The organism is Pseudomonas sp. 8 R 14 (genome assembly GCF_900005955.1).
GTDB lineage: Bacteria > Pseudomonadota > Gammaproteobacteria > Pseudomonadales > Pseudomonadaceae > Aquipseudomonas > Aquipseudomonas marginalis.
This window is the reverse complement of the sequence record NZ_CVTH01000058.1, coordinates 252,222-271,807: the sequence shown is the minus strand read 5'-3', so window position 1 is coordinate 271,807 and position 19,586 is coordinate 252,222. Positions and strand designations below refer to the sequence as shown.

General features: G+C 61.2%; 10 protein-coding genes. 4 read left to right on the top strand and 6 right to left on the bottom strand.

The window, feature by feature from the left end:
* Nucleotides 1-61: 61 nt before the first annotated feature.
* The gene (gene putA / locus BFQ01_RS13660) at nucleotides 62-4,015 is read right to left on the bottom strand and encodes a trifunctional transcriptional regulator/proline dehydrogenase/L-glutamate gamma-semialdehyde dehydrogenase (protein ID WP_065925681.1); all 3,954 of its coding nucleotides are present in this window, start codon (nucleotides 4,013-4,015) and stop codon (nucleotides 62-64) included.
* Between the two features lie 460 nt (nucleotides 4,016-4,475).
* Here putA and putP point away from each other — a divergent pair, with 460 nt between their 5' ends.
* The 3 genes from putP (at nucleotide 4,476) to BFQ01_RS13645 (ending at nucleotide 8,920) form a co-directional block, all read left to right on the top strand.
* Complete coding sequence (gene putP, locus BFQ01_RS13655) at nucleotides 4,476-5,960, top strand: sodium/proline symporter PutP (RefSeq protein WP_065925680.1); 1,485 nt, start codon at nucleotides 4,476-4,478, stop codon at nucleotides 5,958-5,960.
* A gap of 203 nt (nucleotides 5,961-6,163) precedes the next feature.
* Nucleotides 6,164-8,179: a type VI secretion system Vgr family protein gene (locus BFQ01_RS13650; protein WP_065925679.1), complete on the top strand. Its 2,016-nt coding sequence runs from the start codon at nucleotides 6,164-6,166 to the stop codon at nucleotides 8,177-8,179.
* Nucleotides 8,180-8,194: 15 nt separating this feature from the next.
* Nucleotides 8,195-8,920, top strand: a complete 726-nt coding sequence (locus BFQ01_RS13645) for a DUF4123 domain-containing protein (RefSeq protein ID WP_065925678.1) — start codon at nucleotides 8,195-8,197, stop codon at nucleotides 8,918-8,920.
* Here the strand turns inward: BFQ01_RS13645 and BFQ01_RS13640 are convergent.
* Nucleotides 8,906-10,183 (bottom strand): O-acetylhomoserine aminocarboxypropyltransferase/cysteine synthase family protein, encoded by a 1,278-nt coding sequence (locus BFQ01_RS13640; protein ID WP_065925677.1) that lies wholly within the window; start codon nucleotides 10,181-10,183, stop codon nucleotides 8,906-8,908. The two genes, BFQ01_RS13645 and BFQ01_RS13640, sit on opposite strands and share 15 nt — an antisense overlap.
* A 175-nt stretch (nucleotides 10,184-10,358) precedes the next feature.
* On the opposite strand from BFQ01_RS13640, the gene BFQ01_RS13635 reads away from it, so the two are divergent.
* Nucleotides 10,359-11,195 (top strand): 23S rRNA (adenine(2030)-N(6))-methyltransferase RlmJ, encoded by an 837-nt coding sequence (locus BFQ01_RS13635; protein ID WP_065925676.1) that lies wholly within the window; start codon nucleotides 10,359-10,361, stop codon nucleotides 11,193-11,195.
* A 104-nt stretch (nucleotides 11,196-11,299) separates the two neighbouring features.
* Here the strand turns inward: BFQ01_RS13635 and msrA are convergent, their stop codons facing one another.
* The 4 genes from msrA to aceE form a co-directional block, all read right to left on the bottom strand.
* Nucleotides 11,300-11,947, bottom strand: coding sequence for a peptide-methionine (S)-S-oxide reductase MsrA (gene msrA, locus BFQ01_RS13630; protein WP_065925675.1), 648 nt, complete (start codon nucleotides 11,945-11,947; stop codon nucleotides 11,300-11,302).
* Nucleotides 11,948-12,019: 72 nt separating this feature from the next.
* Complete coding sequence (locus BFQ01_RS13625; RefSeq protein ID WP_065925674.1) at nucleotides 12,020-14,713, bottom strand: putative bifunctional diguanylate cyclase/phosphodiesterase; 2,694 nt, start codon at nucleotides 14,711-14,713, stop codon at nucleotides 12,020-12,022.
* A 303-nt stretch (nucleotides 14,714-15,016) separates the two neighbouring features.
* Nucleotides 15,017-16,657 (bottom strand): dihydrolipoyllysine-residue acetyltransferase, encoded by a 1,641-nt coding sequence (gene aceF / locus BFQ01_RS13620; RefSeq protein ID WP_065925673.1) that lies wholly within the window; start codon nucleotides 16,655-16,657, stop codon nucleotides 15,017-15,019.
* A gap of 11 nt (nucleotides 16,658-16,668) precedes the next feature.
* Nucleotides 16,669-19,314: a pyruvate dehydrogenase (acetyl-transferring), homodimeric type gene (gene aceE, locus BFQ01_RS13615; RefSeq protein WP_065925672.1), complete on the bottom strand. Its 2,646-nt coding sequence runs from the start codon at nucleotides 19,312-19,314 to the stop codon at nucleotides 16,669-16,671.
* Nucleotides 19,315-19,586 lie beyond the last annotated feature (272 nt).

Here is a 19,586-nt window from a genome sequence, read left to right as displayed (position 1 = left end):
CGGGGAGGGGAATTGAAATGCGATCAAATGTGGGAGAGGGCAAGCCCCCTCCCACATTCAGTTAGCCGATGGTCATCAGGCTGGCATTACCGCCGGCAGCAGCGGTGTTAACGCTCAACGCACGTTCGATCACCAGGCGCTCCAAGGCAATCGTGGTCTCGCCCTGAGACAAACCATGTACCCCGACAATCGCCCCGCCACGCTGCGCCACTTGCTGGCACACCCCACGCAGTTGGTCGGAATCGCCGTGGTGCAGGACGGCGTCAAACACCACCTCGTCCTTGCTCCAGTCGGCCACGCGCTTGATTTTCGCCTGAATCTCCTTCGGCAACCGTGGGAACACGGCCTTGGTCAAGTCGGTTTCCGGCCATACCGCCGAACCGCCGACCGCCAATACCGCCGCCAGTTGAGTCAACAGGTCGCCTTCCACGTCCGCCAGGCACAGTACGTGCTCGCGAGGCAGGATGGCGTAGCTGTTGCGCTCGCCGGTCGGGCCGGCCAATTGACGGGTGATACCGCTTTGGGACTGCGCGGCGAACTGGCTGCACAGCGCACTCAGCTCGCTGAACTTATTGCTGTCGGCCCAGGTTTTCAGGGCGGTCAGCGGTTGGCTCAAGGCGTCGCGCAGGCGTACATCCGGTGCCGCCAGCTTGTCGCCACGTACGAAGGATTGCTCGATCGCATCGGTAGGACGGGTTGACAGCAAGCGGTACAGGTACAGCGGACCACCGGCTTTCGGGCCTGTGCCCGACAGGCCTTCGCCGCCGAACGGCTGCACGCCGACCACGGCACCGACGATGTTGCGGTTCACATAGACGTTACCGGCATTGACGTTGTCGATCACCTTGGCGATGGTCTCGTCGATACGGGTGTGTACGCCCAGGGTCAGGCCATAGCCGGACGCGTTGATCTGGCCGATAAGCTGGTCGATCTCCTTGCGCTTGTAGCGCACCACGTGCAGCACCGGGCCGAAGATCTCCCGTTGCAGTTCGTCGAAGCTTTCCAGCTCGATCAGGGTGGGCATCACGAAGGTGCCGCGCTTGATTTCTTCACCGTCGGCAATCGCCACCTGGTACACATTGCGGCCTTTGTCGCGCATGGCCTGGATGTGTTTCTCGATGCCGGCCTTGGCTTCGGCGTCGATCACCGGGCCGATGTCCACCGACAGGCGTTCCGGGTTGCCCAGGCGGCATTCAGCCATGGCGCCCTTGAGCATTTCGATCACGCGGTCTGCCGAATCTTCCTGCAGGCACAACACGCGCAGGGCCGAGCAACGTTGACCGGCGCTGTCGAAGGCCGAGGACACCACGTCGATGACCACCTGCTCGGTGAGCGCCGAGGAATCGACGATCATCGCGTTCTGGCCGCCGGTCTCGGCGATCAGCGGGATCGGACGGCCCTGGGCATCCAGGCGCCCGGCGACATTGCGTTGCAGCAGGCGCGCGACTTCGGTGGAACCGGTGAACATCACGCCCTTGACGCGATCATCACCCACCAGGCGCGCACCGACGCTTTCACCCTGGCCCGGCAGCAATTGCAGTACGCCTTGGGGAATACCGGCTTCGAGCAGGATGCGCACGGCTTGTGCAGCCACCAGCGGGGTTTGTTCGGCTGGCTTGGCCAAGACCGGGTTACCGGCGGCCAGTGCGGCAGCCACTTGCCCACTGAAAATCGCCAGCGGGAAGTTCCACGGGCTGATGCACACCACTGGGCCCAATGGGCGGTGGGCGTCATTGGTGAAGTCGTTGCGAGCCTGTACCGCGTAGTAGCGCAGGAAGTCCACGGCCTCACGCACTTCGGCGATGGCGTTGGCGAAGGTCTTGCCGGCTTCGCGGGCCAGCAGGCCCATCAGCGGCTGGATCTCGCCTTCCATCAGGTCGGCGGCACGTTCCAGGATCGCGGCGCGTTCGGCGGGCGGGGTGGCCTGCCAGATCGGCCCGGCGCTGATGGCGCACTGGATCGCGTTGTCGACGTCTTCGACGGTGGCTTCTTGCACGTGACCGACCACGTCACGCAGGTCGGACGGATTCAATACCGGTGCCGCCGCTTGATCGCTGGCGGCGCAACCGAGCATCGGCGCGGCCTTCCAGTTGTTGTGGGCAGTGGCCAGCAGGGCGCAGGACAGCGATGCCAGGCGGTGTTCGTTGGCCAGGTCGATACCGGCCGAGTTGGCACGGTCGCTGCCGTACAGGTCACGGGGCAGCGGGATACGCGGGTGCGGCAGGCCGAAGCCGCCTTCCAGCGTCGCCATCTGCTCGATGCTGGCCACTGGATCGGCCACCAGCTCCTGGATCGAGATGGACTGGTCGGCGATGCGGTTGACGAACGAGGTGTTGGCGCCGTTTTCCAGCAGCCGACGCACCAGGTAGGCCAGCAGTGTTTCGTGAGTGCCGACCGGTGCGTACACGCGGCACGGACGGTTCAGCTTGCCTTCGGAAACCTTGCCTACTACCTGCTCGTACAACGGTTCACCCATGCCGTGCAGGCATTGGAACTCGTACTGGCCGGGGTAATAGTTCTGACCGGCGATATGGTAAATCGCCGACAAGGTATGGGCGTTGTGCGTAGCGAACTGCGGGTAGATGACTTCCGGTACCGACAGCAGCTTGCGTGCACAGGCAATGTAGGAAACATCGGTGTACACCTTGCGGGTATACACCGGATAGCCTTCCAGGCCTTCGACCTGGGCGCGTTTGATCTCGCTGTCCCAGTACGCGCCTTTTACCAGGCGGATCATCAGGCGATGGCGGCTGCGGCGTGCCAGGTCGATGACGTAGTCGATCACATACGGGCAACGCTTCTGGTAGGCCTGGATCACGAAGCCAATGCCGTTCCAGCCGGTCAACTGCGGTTCGAAGCACAGGCGCTCGAGCAGATCCAGCGACAGCTCCAGGCGGTCGGCTTCTTCGGCGTCGATGTTCAGGCCGATGTCGTATTGCTTGGCCAGCAGGGTCAGGGACAGCAGGCGCGGGTACAGCTCATCCATCACGCGCTCGTACTGCGCACGGCTGTAACGCGGGTGCAGGGCCGACAGCTTGATGGAGATACCCGGGCCTTCATAAATCCCACGGCCGTGGGAGGCTTTGCCGATGGAGTGAATGGCTTGTTCGTACGAGGCCAGGTATTTCTGCGCGTCGTGTTCGGTGAGAGCGGCTTCACCAAGCATGTCGTAGGAATAGCGGAAACCCTTGGCTTCGAATTTGCTCGCGTTGGCCAGGGCTTCGGCGATGGTTTCGCCGGTCACGAACTGCTCGCCCATCAGGCGCATGGCCATGTCGACGCCCTTGCGGATCATCGGCTCGCCGCTCTTGCCGATGATGCGGCTCAGGGATGAGGTGAGGCCGGCTTCGTTATGGGTGGCGACCAGTTTGCCGGTCAGCAGCAGGCCCCAGGTGGCGGCGTTGACGAACAGCGACGGGCTGTTGCCCAGGTGCGGATGCCAGTTGCCGGTGCTGATCTTGTCGCGGATCAGCGCGTCGCGGGTGCCTTTGTCCGGGATCCGCAGCAGTGCTTCGGCCAGGCACATCAGGGCTACGCCTTCTTGGGACGACAGCGAGAATTCCTGCAGCAGGCCCTGAACAATCCCGGCACGGCCGCCGGCACTCTTCTGATTGCGCAGTTTTTCCGCAATCGAAGCGGCGAGCTTGTTGGTGGCTTCGGCCATTTGCACCGGCAGGCGGGCCTGTTCGATCAGCATCGGCACCACTTCCGGCTCGGGGCGACGGTAAGCGGCGGTGATCGAAGCGCGCAGTACGGATTGCGGCAGGATGCTCTCGGCGAACTCAAGGAAGCACTGGTGGGCGTGGTCGCTCTGGACTTCGCCTGCGTCGTCAGCGTCCTTGCTGCTCAAGCCGTTGAGCTCGGTCAGGGTTGCACCACCCTCGAGTTTCTCCAGGTAATTGAAAATCGCCTGCTTGATCAGCCAGTGCGGCGTGCGATCAATGGAGGTCGCGGCCGCCTTGAGGCGTTCGCGGGTCGGGTCGTCGAGTTTGACCCCAAGGGTGGTCGTAGCCATTTTCTTATCCTCATGGGTGCCACTACCGAGTGGCATCAGCTGGCGGCAAGATTAGCTTTGCTCAGGGAGAGGTGCAACCGGGTGCAACCCATTTTGTTGATGAATTTTTCGACGCATGATCGGAAAAAATCGGCCGTCGACGGAATCTGCTTCGGCTTGGTGCATTTGCTTCTGAGATCGGCTGTTCTTGCTCCGAAAAGGAGCAAAAAACCAGTGTTTTTTGTGTTTTACACCTGGGTGCAACTTATTCCCAAGAAACTGGTTGCACCTTATTTACTTTGTTGAATAGCATTCGCGCCCAAGGTGCAACCGACTTTAGGGTTTGGTTCATCGGCTGGCGGCTTTCCTGGGGAAACGTCAGTCATAAATGCGCGGCACGCAGGTACGTTTACTCACTGACCAGTGGGTGGCCGTCTGACAGACCGCCGCTACATAAAAACAAAGCCAGGGCGTCACTCATATGAGCGTAAGTAATCCAACCCTGATCACATTCGTGATCTACATCGCAGCAATGGTGCTGATCGGCCTGATGGCCTATCGCTCCACCAACAACCTTTCCGATTACATCCTGGGCGGTCGCAGCCTCGGTAGCGTGGTGACAGCCTTGTCCGCCGGTGCTTCCGACATGAGCGGCTGGTTGTTGATGGGTTTGCCGGGCGCGATCTACATGTCCGGCCTGTCGGAAAGCTGGATCGCCATCGGCCTGATCGTCGGTGCCTACCTCAACTGGCTGTTCGTGGCCGGTCGCCTGCGGGTACAGACCGAGCACAACGGTGACGCCCTGACGCTGCCGGATTACTTCTCCAGCCGTTTCGAAGATAAAAGCGGTCTGCTGCGGATCATCTCTGCGGTGGTGATCCTGGTGTTCTTCACCATCTACTGCGCTTCCGGCATCGTGGCCGGTGCCCGTCTGTTCGAAAGCACCTTCGGCATGTCCTACGAGACCGCGCTGTGGGCCGGTGCTGCAGCGACTATTGCCTACACCTTTATCGGTGGTTTCCTGGCCGTGAGCTGGACCGATACCGTGCAAGCCACGCTGATGATCTTCGCGCTGATCCTGACGCCGATCATTGTGCTGCTGGCCACCGGCGGTGTGGACACTACGTTCCTGGCGATTGAAGCCAAGGACCCGACCAGTTTCGACATGCTGAAAAACACCACTTTCATCGGTGTTATCTCGTTGATGGGCTGGGGCCTGGGTTACTTCGGTCAACCGCACATCCTCGCGCGCTTCATGGCGGCGGATTCGGTGAAGTCGATCGCCAAGGCGCGTCGCATCTCCATGACCTGGATGATCCTGTGCCTGGCCGGTACCGTGGCGGTGGGCTTCTTCGGTATCGCTTACTTCTCGGCGCACCCTGAGGTCGCCGGTCCCGTCACCGAAAACCCTGAGCGTGTGTTCATCGAACTGGCAAAAATCCTGTTCAACCCATGGGTTGCCGGTGTCCTGCTGTCGGCCATCCTCGCCGCCGTGATGAGCACCTTGAGCTGCCAACTACTGGTGTGCTCCAGCGCCCTGACCGAAGATTTCTACAAAGCGTTCCTGCGCAAGAACGCCTCCCAGCTTGAGCTGGTGTGGATCGGTCGCGTGATGGTGCTGGTGGTTGCCCTGATCGCCATCGCCATGGCCGCCAACCCGAACAACCGCGTCCTGGGGCTGGTGAGCTACGCCTGGGCCGGTTTCGGCGCTGCGTTCGGCCCTGTGGTGCTGATCTCGGTGATCTGGAAAAACATGACCCGCAACGGCGCACTGGCCGGCATCCTGGTCGGCGCGATCACCGTGATCGTGTGGAAGCACTTCGAACTGCTGGGCCTTTACGAAATCATCCCTGGCTTCATCTTCGCCAGCCTGGCCATCTATTTCGTAAGCAAGCTGGGCGCACCGACAGCCGGTATGGTCGAGCGCTTTGATGCGGCGGAAAAAGACTACAACCTCAATAAGTGATTCGCCGGGCGCTGAGCGCTCGATGAATTAAAAGAAGGCCCGCGTCCTACGGATGGCGGGTCTTTTTTTGCGTGCGATTCGAGCTGGACTGAGTAGGACTCCTACGTACACATGTAGGGTTTTACTGATTTATTTGGGCTGTGCCCGGCAGGGTGAGGCAGTGGTGCAGAATCTCCCGCCTACCCCTCGCAGAGAAACACTGGATGTTCGCTCCTGCCAATCAGAGTGCCTTTACCCTGACCCTCGACGGTGTGTCGACTGAACTCAAGGTGTTTGAGTTCCAGGGCCGCGAAGCCATCAGCCAGCCGTATCGTTTTGATCTTGAACTGATCAGCGAACAGCCCGACCTGGACCTGGAAAGCCTGCTGCATCGTCCGGCATACCTGGGCTTCGACGCTCACGGTCATGGCGTCCACGGCCTGGTTTATCGGGTGGCGCAGGGCGATTCCGGGCGGCGGCTGACGCGTTACCAGATCAGCCTTGTGCCGCAGTTGGCCTATCTCGCGCACAGCAGTCACCAGCGGATCTTCCAGCACAAGACGGTGCCGCAGATCATTGCGCAGGTGCTGGCGGAGCAGCAGCTCCATGCCGACCAATTCGAATTTCACCTCAGTGGCGCCTATCCCGAGCGCGAGTATTGCGTGCAGTTTGGCGAGAGCGACCTGGCCTTCATTCAGCGCCTGTGTGCCGAACAGGGGATTCACTATCACTTCCAGCATTCGCCCGAAGGACACCTGCTGGTGTTTGGCGATGACCAGACCGTTTTCGCCCCGCCCGATCAGCCTACGCCCTACATGCCGGGCTCCGGGATGGTGGCGGATACGCCGGCCATCAAGCGCTTTGCGCTGCGGTTGGAAACCCGCACCACCGCGGTCAACCTGCGTGACTACGACTTTCTCAAGCCGAGCCTGGTGCTGGAGAGTGGCGTGGTCGGCGAACAGCTTCCACGGTTTGAGGCGCAGGCCTACCCCGGTCATTTTTCCGATCGCCCCCACGGCAAATACCTCGCGCAACGTGGCCTGGAGCGGCACCGTAGCGACTATCGAATAGCTCGTGCCAGCGGCGATGACCCTGCATTGAGCAGCGGCCGGTTCCTCAAGTTGACTGGGCATCCGCGGGACGAATGGAATGACGTGTGGCTGGTGACGCAAGTTACCCACGAAGGCAGGCAGCCCCAGGTTCTGGAGGAGGCTGTCACCGAGGTTGGCGGTGGAGATTTTCTTCAGGGGTATCGCAATGAATGTGTGGCGACTCCGTGGGACGTGATCTTCCGCCCGCCCTCACCTGAGCACTCGAGGCCGACTTTGTCGGGTTACCAGAACGCCGTGGTCACCGGCCCCGTCGACAGTGAAATCCATTGCGACGAATACGGCCGGGTCAAGGTGCAACTGGCCTGGGATCGCGTTGGCGAGCATAACGATCATTCCAGTTGCTGGCTGCGGGTGGCCAGCGGTTGGGCCCATGACCGATATGGTTCGGTGCTTATCCCGCGCGTGGGCATGGAAGTGCTGGTGGGGTTCGTCAATGGAGATATGGACATGCCGCTGGTGATGGGCTGCCTGCCCAACGCGGCGACGCCGGTTCCCCTCGACCTGCCGGCAGACAAGACCCGCAGCATCTTCCGTAGCCAAAGCAGCCCCGGTGGCGGTGGCTACAACGAACTGCGCATCGAAGACCGCAAGGGCGCCGAGGAGATCTACCTGCGCGCCCAGCGGGACTGGACCCAACATGTGCTGCACGACCAGCAGGTGCAGATCGACAATCAATGCCGCATCAGGGTGGGCGGTGAGTCGTACCATGAACTGCATGGCGAAGAGCAGCGCATCACCCATGGCAATCGTTTGACCGAACTCAAGCAGGACGATCATCTGGTGGTCGGTGGTTCGCAGCAGATGCGGGCCGGGCGGGCCATCCAGATTGGCGCCGGGCAGAGCGTCGTTATAGAGGCGGGCGCAAGCGTGACAATTCAGGCCGGTGGGCAGTCGATTACGCTGTCGGCAGACGGGATCTTCAGCAGCGCGCCGATTCAGCTGGGAGGCGCGCCTGCTCCGGCGGCTTCGCCATTGATGCCTGGGGTGAAGGCGGCATTGCTGGCGGTTATTCCCGCACCCCTAAGCCGGATACAGGTCGCCAGCCTGAAACGAAACGCGCCGTTTTGCGAAGAGTGCCAACGCTGCAGTGCCGGGCAGTGCGGTGTCTCCCCGCCCATTCAACCTTAAAAGGAATTTATCCTGATGTCTCAACCCTTGACCCCCGATGACTGGCTTGCACAATGCCCTCTACTCCCCAACGAGCGGCTCTATGTGGTGCTGAGCAGTGCCAGTGATGCGAAACCGCTGGCTGCCTGGAAAGTCTCGGCAGCCGGGATGCCGCCTCAAGCGATCTGGGCAGGCACGGCCTATGCCGAGTGGGGTGAGGTGATGCCCTGCGTAGGGATTGTCGAATCCGACAGTGCCTTCCTCGATTGGATTGCAACCACTGAAGCTACGGATTGGGGGTGGCTCGCGGTTTCGTCCAGTCCGTTGGAAGCCGTAGTCGCCCACCTGCAAAGCCTGACCAAGATACTGCTTCCCGATGAGCGGAGTGTGTTCCTGCGCTTCTGGGATGGCGCTCAGTTCCTGCCGATCGTGCAGAAGCTGGGCGATGAAATCGGCGCGGTGTTGCCGGTGTTCCAGCGGTACCTGATCAATGGCCAGTCGCTGGGCGTTGCGACGGCGTCGGTAACGGCGGCCAAAGCCAGTCCCTGGTGGCGAGTGCCTGAATCGTTATTGGAACACCTGGCCGCGCAGTCGCCACAGACCCTGATCGACAACCTGCTGCAGTGGCTTGAAGAGCAGCGCCCCGACCTGTATGCCGCTTTTACGCCGGCGACCTTGCGGCACAAGGTCGCCTACTTCGCGCGCAGTACGGACATCAGCGCTGAAGCGCTGGCGGGCTACCTGGACTCAGAGTTGAGTTGAGGCCAGCGCCTGTTGCAGGTCGTCGACCAGGTCTTCAATTGCTTCGATGCCCACCGACAGGCGAATCATCTCCGGCTTCACGCCGGCCTTGGCCTGTTCCTGCTCGTTCATCTGTCGGTGAGTGGTGGAAGCCGGGTGGCAGGCCAGGGACTTGGCGTCGCCGATGTTGACCAGGCGCTTGAAGATTTGCAGGGCGTCGTAGAAGCGCACACCGGCATCAAAGCCGCCCTTCAAGCCGAAGGACAGGATCGCCGACGGTTTGCCCTGCATGTATTTCTGCGCCAATGCGTGGTGCGGGTGGTCCGGCAGGCCGGCGTAGCTCACCCATTCAACCTCGGCATGGCTTTGCAGGAATTGCGCGATTTTCAGGGCGTTTTCGGTGTGACGCTCCATGCGCAAGGCCAGCGTCTCCAAGCCTTGCAGCAGCAAGAAGGCATTCATCGGTGCCAATGCTGCGCCAGTGTTGCGCAGCGGCACGGTACGGGCACGAGCGATGAAGGCGGCGGGGCCGAATTTTTCGGTATAGACCACGCCGTGATAGGCCGGCTCGGGCTGGTTGAGGCCGGGGAATTTATCCGCGTATTTCGTCCACGGGAACGTGCCACTGTCGACAATTACACCGCCCAGGGAGTTGCCATGGCCGCCGACGTATTTGGTCACCGAGTGCACCACGATGTCGGCGCCGAACTGGATCGGCTTGCACAGGATCGGCGTGGCCACGGTGTTGTCCACCACCAGCGGCACGCCACGGGCATGGGCAACGTCGGCCAGGGCTTCGATGTCGATGATATTGCCCGCGGGGTTGCCGATACTTTCGCAGTAGACCAGCTTGGTGTTGTCATCGATCAGTTCGGCGATGGCTGCAGTGCAATCGTCCCGGGCGAAACGCACCTCCACGCCAAAGCTCGGCAGCAGGTGGGCGAAGAGGGTGTAGGTGCCACCATAAAGCTGCGGAGTGGTGACGATATTGTCACCCGCACGGGTCAAGGTCTGGATTGCGTAGTGGATCGCCGCGCTGCCGGCCGAGACTGCCAGCGCTGCGATACCGCCTTCAAGGGCGGCGATGCGCTGCTCCAGCACATCGTTGGTGGGGTTCATGATGCGCGTGTAGATATTGCCGGGTACGTCCAGGTTGAACAGGTCGGCGCCGTGTTGGGCGTTATCGAATTCGAAGGCGACGTTCTGGTAGATCGGCACGGCGACGGCCTTGGTGGTCGGGTCCGACTTGAAACCGTGGTGCAGCGCGATGGTGGCGTCTTTCATGATTGTTATTGACCTCCCTGGAGTGGTGGAAGGCCACAATAAATCCGCCTTGCCGTCGGCATTTAGATTTTTTTCAACGGGCTGCCTGCGTTTGCGGCATAAGCACCGCCCGGCATGCGGCCCTGCACCTTTGCGCCCTTAGAAGGTAAACTTCGCCCCCTGCGCAGGAGCAACCATGAATTATCGTCACGCCTTTCACGCCGGCAACCACGCCGATGTCTTCAAACACCTGACCTTGACCCGCCTCATCGCCCTGATGTCGCGCAAGGAGCAGCCGTTCGCCTACCTCGACACCCATGCCGGGATTGGTCTGTACGACCTGCAAGGTGATCAGGCCAATCGCACGGGTGAGTACCTGGAAGGTATCGCGCGTTTGTGGGGCGCCGACGATCTACCGCCGTTGACCGCCGACTACATGCGCGTGCTGCACGAGATGAACCCCGATGGCCAGTTGCGCTACTACCCGGGCTCGCCGGAGCTGGCGCGCCGCCTTACGCGCCCCCAGGACCGCGTGCTGCTCAATGAAAAACACCCGGAAGACGGCGTGTTGCTCAAGGACAACATGAAGGGCGATCGTCGGGTCAAGGTTCATTTGGGCGAAGGCTGGCATGTGCCGCGCGCGCTGTTACCGGTGCCGGAAAAACGTGCGCTGATGCTGATTGATCCGCCGTTTGAACAGCTCGACGAAATGCAGCGCTGCGCCGCCGCCCTCAAGGAAGCCGTCAGCCGTATGCGCCAGACTGTCGCGGCGATCTGGTACCCGGTGAAGGACCAGCGCATGCTGCGTCGCTTCTACCAGGACCTGGCCGGCACCGGTGCGCCGAAGTTGCTGCGCGTGGAATTGCTGGTGCATCCGCTGGACACGCCCAACACCCTGACCGGCTCGGGCCTGGCGATTGCCAACCCGCCGTGGGGCCTGGAAGAGGAGTTGCGTGAGCTGCTGCCGTGGCTGTCCAGGAAGCTTGGCCAGACCCAGGGTGGGTGGCAGATGGATTGGCTCATAGCTGAGTAGTTGTAAGTTGCAAGTTGCAAGCTTCAAGCTTCAAGCTGCAAGCTGCAAGCTGCAAGTGAGAGCAGAAAACACCACTTGCAGCTTGAAACTTGCAGCTCCGATCTTCAGATCGGGCAAGTCACGCCGGTACCGCCGATCCCACAGTAGCCCTGCGGGTTCTTCGCCAGGTACTGCTGGTGATACGCCTCGGCGAAGTACACCGTCGGCGCCTCTTCGATTTCGGTGGTGATGGTGCCCAGGCCGGCCTTGGTCAATTCTGCTTGATAGGCATCGGCACTGGCCTTTGCCGCCGCCAGTTGCTCAGGCGTGGTCGCATAGATCACCGAGCGGTACTGGGTGCCGATGTCGTTGCCCTGGCGCATGCCCTGGGTCGGGTTGTGCAGTTCCCAGAACATCTTCAGCAGGTCTTCGTAGTTCACCTTGGCTTGGTCATACACCACCAGCACCACTTCGCTGTGGCCGGTCAGGCCCGAGCAGACTTCTTCATACGTCGGGTTCGGCGTGAAACCACCGGCATAGCCGACCACGGTGCTGACCACGCCATCGCGCTGCCAGAACTTGCGCTCGGCGCCCCAGAAACAACCCAGGCCGAAGATCGCGAAGCCGACGTCGTCGACGAATGGGCCCAGCAGCGGGTTGCCGTTGACGAAGTGCGTCTGCGGCAGGTTCATCGGGGTTTCACGACCAGGCAACGCTTGTTCTTGAGTAGGCAGCACGTTTTTGTTCACCAGAATTTCCGAGCGCAAGACCATGAGCAGTCCTCTCGTCAGGTTGAGTTAGCGGTAAATTTCAGACAGCCAGTGTGCCCGAGTGTTACAGCGCTGTCAGGCGATTGGCCCGCGCGGATAGCGTCTAAGCTTCTCGAGCAGCTCTGCACCGGGGATCGGCCGGTCGAACAGGTAGCCCTGGCCAACGTCGCAACGGTGCCGACGCAGGAACGCCAGTTGCTCGGGGGTCTCGATGCCTTCGGCCACTACCTTGAGCTTGAGGTTGTGGGCCATGGCGATCACGGCCGAGGTGATTTCCATGTCGTCCTGGTTGTCCGGGATTTCGTGGATAAAGCTGCGGTCGATCTTGATGATGTCGATGGGAAATTTTTTCAGGTAGCTCAGCGACGAGTAACCGGTGCCGAAGTCGTCCATGGCCAGGGTCAGGCCGAAGCTCTTGAGCTGGTCCAGTTGCAGGCGCGTGTCTTCGGTCGCTTCCAGCAGCAGGCCTTCGGTCAGCTCCAGTTCCAGCAGGTTGGCCGGCAGCTGTTCTTCCTTGAGGATCGTGGCGATCGAGGCGACCAGGTCCGGGTCGGAAAACTGTTTGGGCGACAGGTTGATTGCTACCTGCAAATTGCCCATGCCAGCGGCGCTCAGTTGCCTGCTCATGCGGCAGGCCTGGCGCGCGATCCATTTGCCGATCGGGATGATCAAACCGGTCTCTTCGGCGACGCTGATGAACTGATCGGGGCGGATCATGCCCTTTTCCGGATGGTTCCAGCGCAGCAGCGCTTCCATGCCCAGCAAGCGGCCGCTGCGCAGGCACAGCTTGGGCTGGTAGAACACGTCCAGTTCGTTCTGGGTCAGGGCACGACGCAGGTTGTTCTCCACGAACAGCTTGTAGCTGGCCTCGGCGTTCAAGGCTTCGGTGAACACCTGTACCTGGTGTTTGCCGTTGGCCTTGGCCTTGTGCAGGGCCAAGCCGGCGTTGCGCATCAGGGTCTGCGGGTCACGGCCATGCAGCGGTGCACAGGCCAGGCCCACGGAGCCGGTGACGCTGATCAGTTGGTTGTCGACGAACATCGGTTTGTCGAGGGTCGCCAGCAGTTGGCTGGCCACCTGTTGGCCGCTTTCCAGGTCAGTGTCGTCCAGCAGCACCGCGAATTCGTTACTGGCAAAACGCGCCAGGCTGCCTCCGGCACTCAGGCTGTTGCGCAGGCGGCGGGCCAGGCTGATCAGCAGCTTGTCGCCGGTCTGGTGGCCGAGGCTGTCGTTGATGCGCTTGAAGTTGTCGATGTCCACCAGCAACAGGCTGATCGGGCTGTCGCTGTCGCGGGCAAAGCGCTCATCAAGGTTGCGGATAAATGCCGGACGGTTGCCCAGGTTGGTCAGGTTATCGGTGTAGGCCAGGCGTTCGATGCGCTGCTGGGCCAGCTTGTTCTGGGTGATGTCTTCGTAGATGCCGATGTAGTGGGTCAGCTCACGGTTGTCGCCATATACCTTGGAAATCGACAGCTGGCCCCAGTAGGGCTCGAGGTTTTTACGTCGGCTCTTGAACTCGCCCTGCCAGCTGTTGCTCTTGGCCAGGCTCGACGGTGCGTCGAACAGCAGTTCGCTGAGGTTTTCCAGGGCCGGCAGCTGGGCCAGGCGGTGGCCGTGGACTTCTTCGGCGCTGTATTGGGTAATCGCGGTAAAGCTTGGGTTGACGTACTCCACCACGCCGTCGCAGTTGACCAGCAAAAAGGCATTGGCACTTTGCTCCACGGCACGCTGGAACAGGTGCAGGGCGCTGGTGGCGGTACGGCGGTTGTGGTTGTTGATCACTTGCGCGAACTGGTCGGCCAGTTCGCCGGCAAAGGCAATCTCATCGGCCTGCCAGGCACGCGGGCTGCCTCCCTGTTCCAGGCACAATACGCCCACCACCTGGCCGTCGACGCGGATACTCGCATCGAGCATGGCGTGGACGTCCCTGGCGCGCAGGTTTTCGACCATTTCCCGGGTGCGCGGGTCGCGCATCGCGTTGGTTGCGTCGATTGCCCGGCTGGTGTGCAGGGCTTCCAGGTAATCCGGAAAGCAACTGGCGTCGATGGGCTCAGGCAGGTGGTGCTGCTGGTCATCGCGGTGGTAGGCCGAGATCGGTACCAGGCGCTGGCCTTCGAGGTTCCAGATGCTTGCGCAGTCGATCTGGTAGATGTCACAGGCGCTGCGGGTGATCAGCTCTGCGGCTTCCTGCAGCGAATTGTTGGCGGTGTAGCGCTGGCGGGCCAGCAACAGGATCAGCTCCTGCTGGGCGCGCACCCGCTCCAGGTGCTGCAGTTGTTCCTGCTGGGCGCGCTGGTTGAGCTCCAGGGCGATCTGCAGGCGGCTGTTCTGGCTTTCCAGGTCCTCCGTCGGGGCGGGCAGGGAGACTTCGTTGAACAGGCCGTCGACCACCATCAGGTAGCCGCGCAGCAGATGGCGATTGTGTTGTTTGTAGGCTTCGCCCATTTCCAGCAGGCTCAGGGGGCCATCGTTGGTGTGCAGGGTGTAGCGCACCAGATAGTGAGGGCTGTCGCTCAGTTGCTGTTGGATGGTGTCGTGCAGTTGATAGCGCGCCTGAGGCTCCATCAGGCTGGCGAAGGGGGTGCCGAGCAGCGCACACAGCTCGACCGCCGACAGGCCGAATTGGCGCTCGCAGTTAGGGTCGAGGTACAGAAGGGCCCAGCTTGCCTCATTAAGCCGCTCGAAACGCAGCATACCGAGGCGCGAAGGCACCGGTAACTGCGTCACTACCTCGGCCGCCATACGGGCGACATCGGGTTGGCTTTTCATGGGGGGGAACTCACTTCAAATAACGCGCACGGCGCCGGGCTCACGCCCTCTTTACTGTTGCCTGCGGCAAGGTTGCATCATGCGGCGCGGGCTGACAAGAGAGGATGAAGGCTAAGTGCTATAAGGGGGTTATCGGCCAGGCGGAGGAATTCTTCAGTCAGGATGACAGAAGGTGTACAACCCTGTTCTGTCTGTAGAGAAAAGCAAAAAAAGCCCCGCCAAATTGACGGGGTTGAGGTACGAGCGTGGCGCTCGGAAATCGTTGCAACCAGGCCTCCCCGATGAAAGGGAGGCCGCTGTGGCTTACAGCAGGATGGTGCGGATGTCGTTCAGCAACTGGCTCAGGCGCTGGGTGAAGCGTGCAGCAGCCGCGCCGTTGATCACACGGTGATCGTAGGACAACGACAGTGGCAGCATCAGCTTCGGCTGGAACGCTTTACCGTCCCAGACTGGCTGGATGGTGGCCTTGGAAACACCCAGGATCGCCACTTCCGGCGCGTTGACGATTGGCGTGAAGCCCGTACCGCCAATGTGACCGAGGCTGGAGATGGTGAAGCACGCGCCTTGCATGTCGTCTGCGGTGAGCTTCTTGTCACGGGCCTTGGCAGCCAGTGCAGCCGCTTCGGCAGCGAGTTGCAGCAGGCTCTTCTGGTCGACGTTCTTGATGACCGGTACCAGCAGGCCATCCGGCGTGTCGACGGCAAAACCAATGTGCACGTACTTCTTGCGAATGATCGCCTTGCCGCTTGGCGCCAGCGAACTGTTGAAGTCCGGCAGCTCCTTGAGCAGGTGCGCACAGGCCTTGAGCAGCAGCGGCAGCACGGTCAGTTTCACGCCGGCCTTCTCGGCCACGGCTTTCTGCGCAACGCGGAAAGCTTCCAGGTCGGTGATGTCGGCCTGGTCGAACTGGGTCACGTGCGGAATGTTCAGCCAGCTGCGATGCAGGCTCGACGCGCCGATTTGCATCAGGCGGGTCATCGGCACTTCTTCGGTCTCGCCGAAGCGGCTGAAGTCCACCACCGGGATCGGTGGAATGCCCGCGCCGCCAGTAGCAGTGCCGGCAGCCGGAGCTTCCTTGGCTTTGTGCATCATGGCTTTGACGTAGACCTGCACGTCTTCCTTCAGCACGCGACCGTGTGGGCCAGTGGCCGACACAGCGTTCAGCTCGACGCCGAACTCACGGGCCAGTTGACGTACCGCCGGGCCAGCGTGAACCTTGGCACCGCTTGGCGCAGGTGCAGCAGCAGGGGCCGGAGCGGCCTCGGCTTTTGCAGCAGGCGCAGGGGCGGCAGCGGCCGGTGCAGCTTCAGCCTTTGCCGCAGCCGGAGCGGCTGGAGCGGCAGCCGGTGCAGCGCCTTGTACTTTCAGCTTGAGGATGAAGTCGCCAGTGCCGACTTCGTCTTCCAGCTTGACCGCGATGCTTTCCACAATGCCGGCAGCCGGCGATGGGATTTCCATGGAGGCCTTGTCGGACTCCAGGGTGATCAGCGACTGGTCGGCTTCGACGGTGTCGCCGACCTTGACCAGCAGCTCGATGATCTTGGCCTTGCCCGACGAACCGATGTCCGGAACATGAATGTCCTGGACAGTCGCTGCGGCTGGAGCAGCAGCCGGGGCTGCAGGAGCCTCGGCAGCAGCGGCAGGTTTTTCCGCGGCAGGCGCCGGTGCAGCAGCGGCAGCAGGTGCCGCCGCAGGGGCCGCATCAGCGGCACCTTCGATTTCCAGTTCCAGCAGTTCGTCGCCTTCTTTCAGGCGGTCGCCCAGCTTCACTTTCAGGCTCTTGACCACGCCGGCCTTGGGAGCAGGGATTTCCATGCTCGCCTTGTCCGATTCCAGGGTCAGGATGCTCTGGTCGGCTTCGACGGTGTCGCCGACCTTCACAAACAGCTCGATTACTTCACCTTCACCGCTGCCGATGTCAGGTACGCGAATGAGTTCGCTCACAAAAAATCTCCTCAGCAGTCCAGTGGGTTGCGTTTTTCCGGGTTGATCCCGAACTTGACGATAGCGTCAGCTACCACCTTGGGTTCGATCTCACCGCGGTCAGCCAAGGCTTCCAGGGCTGCCAACACCACGAAGTGACGGTCGACTTCGAAGAAGTGACGCAGCTTCTTGCGGCTGTCACTGCGACCGAAACCGTCGGTGCCCAGGACTTTGAATTCCTTGGACGGGACCCACTGGCGAATTTGTTCAGCAAACAGTTTCATGTAGTCGGTAGAGGCAATGACTGGACCTTTACGGCCGGCCAGGCACTCTTCGACATAGCTCTGCGCAGGCTTCTGGCCCGGGTGCAGGCGGTTGTTGCGCTCTACGGCCAGGCCGTCGCGACGCAGTTCGTTGAAGCTGGTAACGCTCCAGACGTCGGCGCCGACGTTGAACTCTTCACGCAGGATCTTCGCCGCTTCACGGACTTCACGCAGGATGGTGCCGGAGCCCATCAGCTGCACGTGGTGCGCCGCTTCCTTGGTGTCTTCTTCGAGCAGGTACATGCCCTTGATGATGCCTTCTTCCACGCCGGCCGGCATGGCTGGCTGCTGGTAGGACTCGTTCATCACGGTGATGTAGTAGAAAACGTCCTGCTGCTCTTCGGTCATCTTCTTCATGCCGTCCTGGATGATCACCGCCAGCTCATAGCCGTAGGTTGGATCAAAGGTGCGGCAGTTCGGGATGGTGGCAGCCAGGATGTGGCTGTGACCGTCTTCGTGTTGCAGGCCTTCGCCGTTCAGTGTGGTACGGCCGGCGGTACCGCCGATCAGGAAACCACGGGTACGGCTGTCGCCCGCTGCCCAAGCCAGGTCGCCGATACGCTGGAAGCCGAACATCGAGTAGAAGATGTAGAACGGCAGCATCGGCTGGTTGTGGCTGGAGTACGAAGTGCCGGCAGCGATGAAGGAGCTCATGGCGCCCGCTTCGTTGATGCCTTCTTCGAGGATCTGGCCCTTCTTGTCTTCCTTGTAGAACATCACCTGGTCTTTATCGACTGGCTCGTAGAGCTGGCCGACGGAGGAGTAGATGCCCAACTGGCGGAACATGCCTTCCATACCGAAGGTACGGGCTTCGTCCGGGATGATCGGGACGATACGCGAGCCGATTTCCTTGTCCTTGACCAGCTGCGCGAGGATCCGCACGAAGGCCATGGTGGTGGAGATTTCACGGTCGCCCGAGCCGTCCAGGATTGCCTTGAGGGTATCCAGCGGAGGTGTAGGGATGTTGAAGCTCTTGGCGCGGCGCTGTGGCACGAAACCGCCCAGTGCGGTACGACGCTCGCTCAGGTAGCGGGCTTCGGCGCTGTTCGGCTCCGGCTTGAAGAACGGCAGGTTCTCCAGCTCTTCGTCCTTGACCGGGATGTCGAAGCGGTCGCGGAACAGCTTCAGGCTTTCAACATCAACCTTCTTGGTGTTGTGCGCAGTGTTTTTCGCTTCGCCGGCACCGGTGCCATAACCCTTGATGGTCTTGGCCAGGATGACGGTCGGTTGTTCTTTGTGGTTGACCGCTTCGTGGTACGCCGCATAGACCTTGTACGGGTCGTGGCCGCCACGGTTGAGTTTCCAGATCTCGTCGTCGGACAGGTCGGCAACCATCGCCTTGAGTTCAGGCGTGTTGAAGAAATGTTCACGTACGAACGCGCCGTCTTTGGCCTTGTAGTTCTGGTACTCGCCGTCGATGACTTCGTCCATGCGACGTTGCAGGATACCGTCGACGTCCTTGGCCAGCAGTGGGTCCCAGAAACGGCCCCAGATGACCTTGGTCACGTTCCACTGGGCACCGCGGAACACGCCTTCGAGTTCCTGGATGATCTTGCCGTTGCCGCGAACCGGGCCGTCGAGGCGCTGCAGGTTGCAGTTGATGACGAAGATCAGGTTGTCCAGCTTCTCGCGGCCGGCCAGGGAGATGGCACCCAGGGATTCCGGCTCGTCGCACTCGCCGTCGCCCAGGAAGCACCAGACTTTCTGCTTGCCTTCCGGGATGAAGCCACGGGCTTCCAGGTACTTCATGAAGCGTGCCTGGTAGATCGCCTGGATCGGGCCCAGGCCCATGGATACCGTCGGGAACTGCCAGAAATCAGGCATCAGCCAAGGGTGCGGGTAGGACGACAGGCCCTGGCCGTCGACTTCCTGGCGGAAGTTGTTCATTTGCTCTTCGCTGATGCGACCTTCCATGAACGCACGGGCGTAGACGCCTGGCGAGGTGTGGCCCTGGAAGTAGATCAGGTCGCCGCCATGTTCTTCGGTCGGGGCCTGGAAGAAGTAGTTGAAGCCGATGTCATACAGGGTTGCGCTGGAAGCGAAGCTGGAGATGTGACCGCCCAGGTCAGAATCTTTCAAGTTCGTGCGCATTACCATCGCCATGGCGTTCCAACGTACCAGCGAGCGAATGCGGCGTTCCATGAACAGGTCGCCAGGCATGCGTGCTTCGTGGGTGACGGGGATGGTGTTGCGGTATGGCGTGGTGATGGCGTAGGGCAGTTGCGAGCCGCTGCGGGTCGCGAGTTCGCCCATACGGGTCATCAGGTAGTGAGCACGGTCTTCGCCTTCTTTGTCGAGAACCGATTCCAGGGCGTCCAGCCATTCCTGGGTTTCGACGGGATCGAGGTCTTGCATGGCTTGCTCCAGGGCGGAAAGGCTACCAGAATCGGTTGCCTGAAGTTTGCGACTGGCCTTGTGGGCAGACGACATAAATTCTTGGATGGCCGAAGGTTGCTTCGGCGTCCTGTAGTTTTACTACAAATCGTCGGCCATTTCAGCCTTTCGAATGTATATACGAGTAGTAAAACTACACAAGACCGAGCGGATTGCTCGGTCTGGCTGGTGAGCATAATCGTTATTGTTGATCTTTTGCGAACAAGAAAAGGTAGAAGTTTAATGTTGCCTGC

Bases quoted from the DNA above. Each gene is read 5' to 3' on its own strand.
- putA (WP_065925681.1), bottom strand. From the start codon at position 4,015: ATGGCTACGACCACCCTTGGGGTCAAACTCGACGACCCGACCCGCGAA.
- putP (WP_065925680.1), top strand. From the start codon at position 4,476: ATGAGCGTAAGTAATCCAACCCTGATCACATTCGTGATCTACATCGCA.
- BFQ01_RS13650 (WP_065925679.1), top strand. From the start codon at position 6,164: ATGTTCGCTCCTGCCAATCAGAGTGCCTTTACCCTGACCCTCGACGGT.
- BFQ01_RS13645 (WP_065925678.1), top strand. From the start codon at position 8,195: ATGTCTCAACCCTTGACCCCCGATGACTGGCTTGCACAATGCCCTCTA.
- BFQ01_RS13640 (WP_065925677.1), bottom strand. From the start codon at position 10,183: ATGAAAGACGCCACCATCGCGCTGCACCACGGTTTCAAGTCGGACCCG.
- BFQ01_RS13635 (WP_065925676.1), top strand. From the start codon at position 10,359: ATGAATTATCGTCACGCCTTTCACGCCGGCAACCACGCCGATGTCTTC.
- msrA (WP_065925675.1), bottom strand. From the start codon at position 11,947: ATGGTCTTGCGCTCGGAAATTCTGGTGAACAAAAACGTGCTGCCTACT.
- BFQ01_RS13625 (WP_065925674.1), bottom strand. From the start codon at position 14,713: ATGAAAAGCCAACCCGATGTCGCCCGTATGGCGGCCGAGGTAGTGACG.
- aceE (WP_065925672.1), bottom strand. From the start codon at position 19,314: ATGCAAGACCTCGATCCCGTCGAAACCCAGGAATGGCTGGACGCCCTG.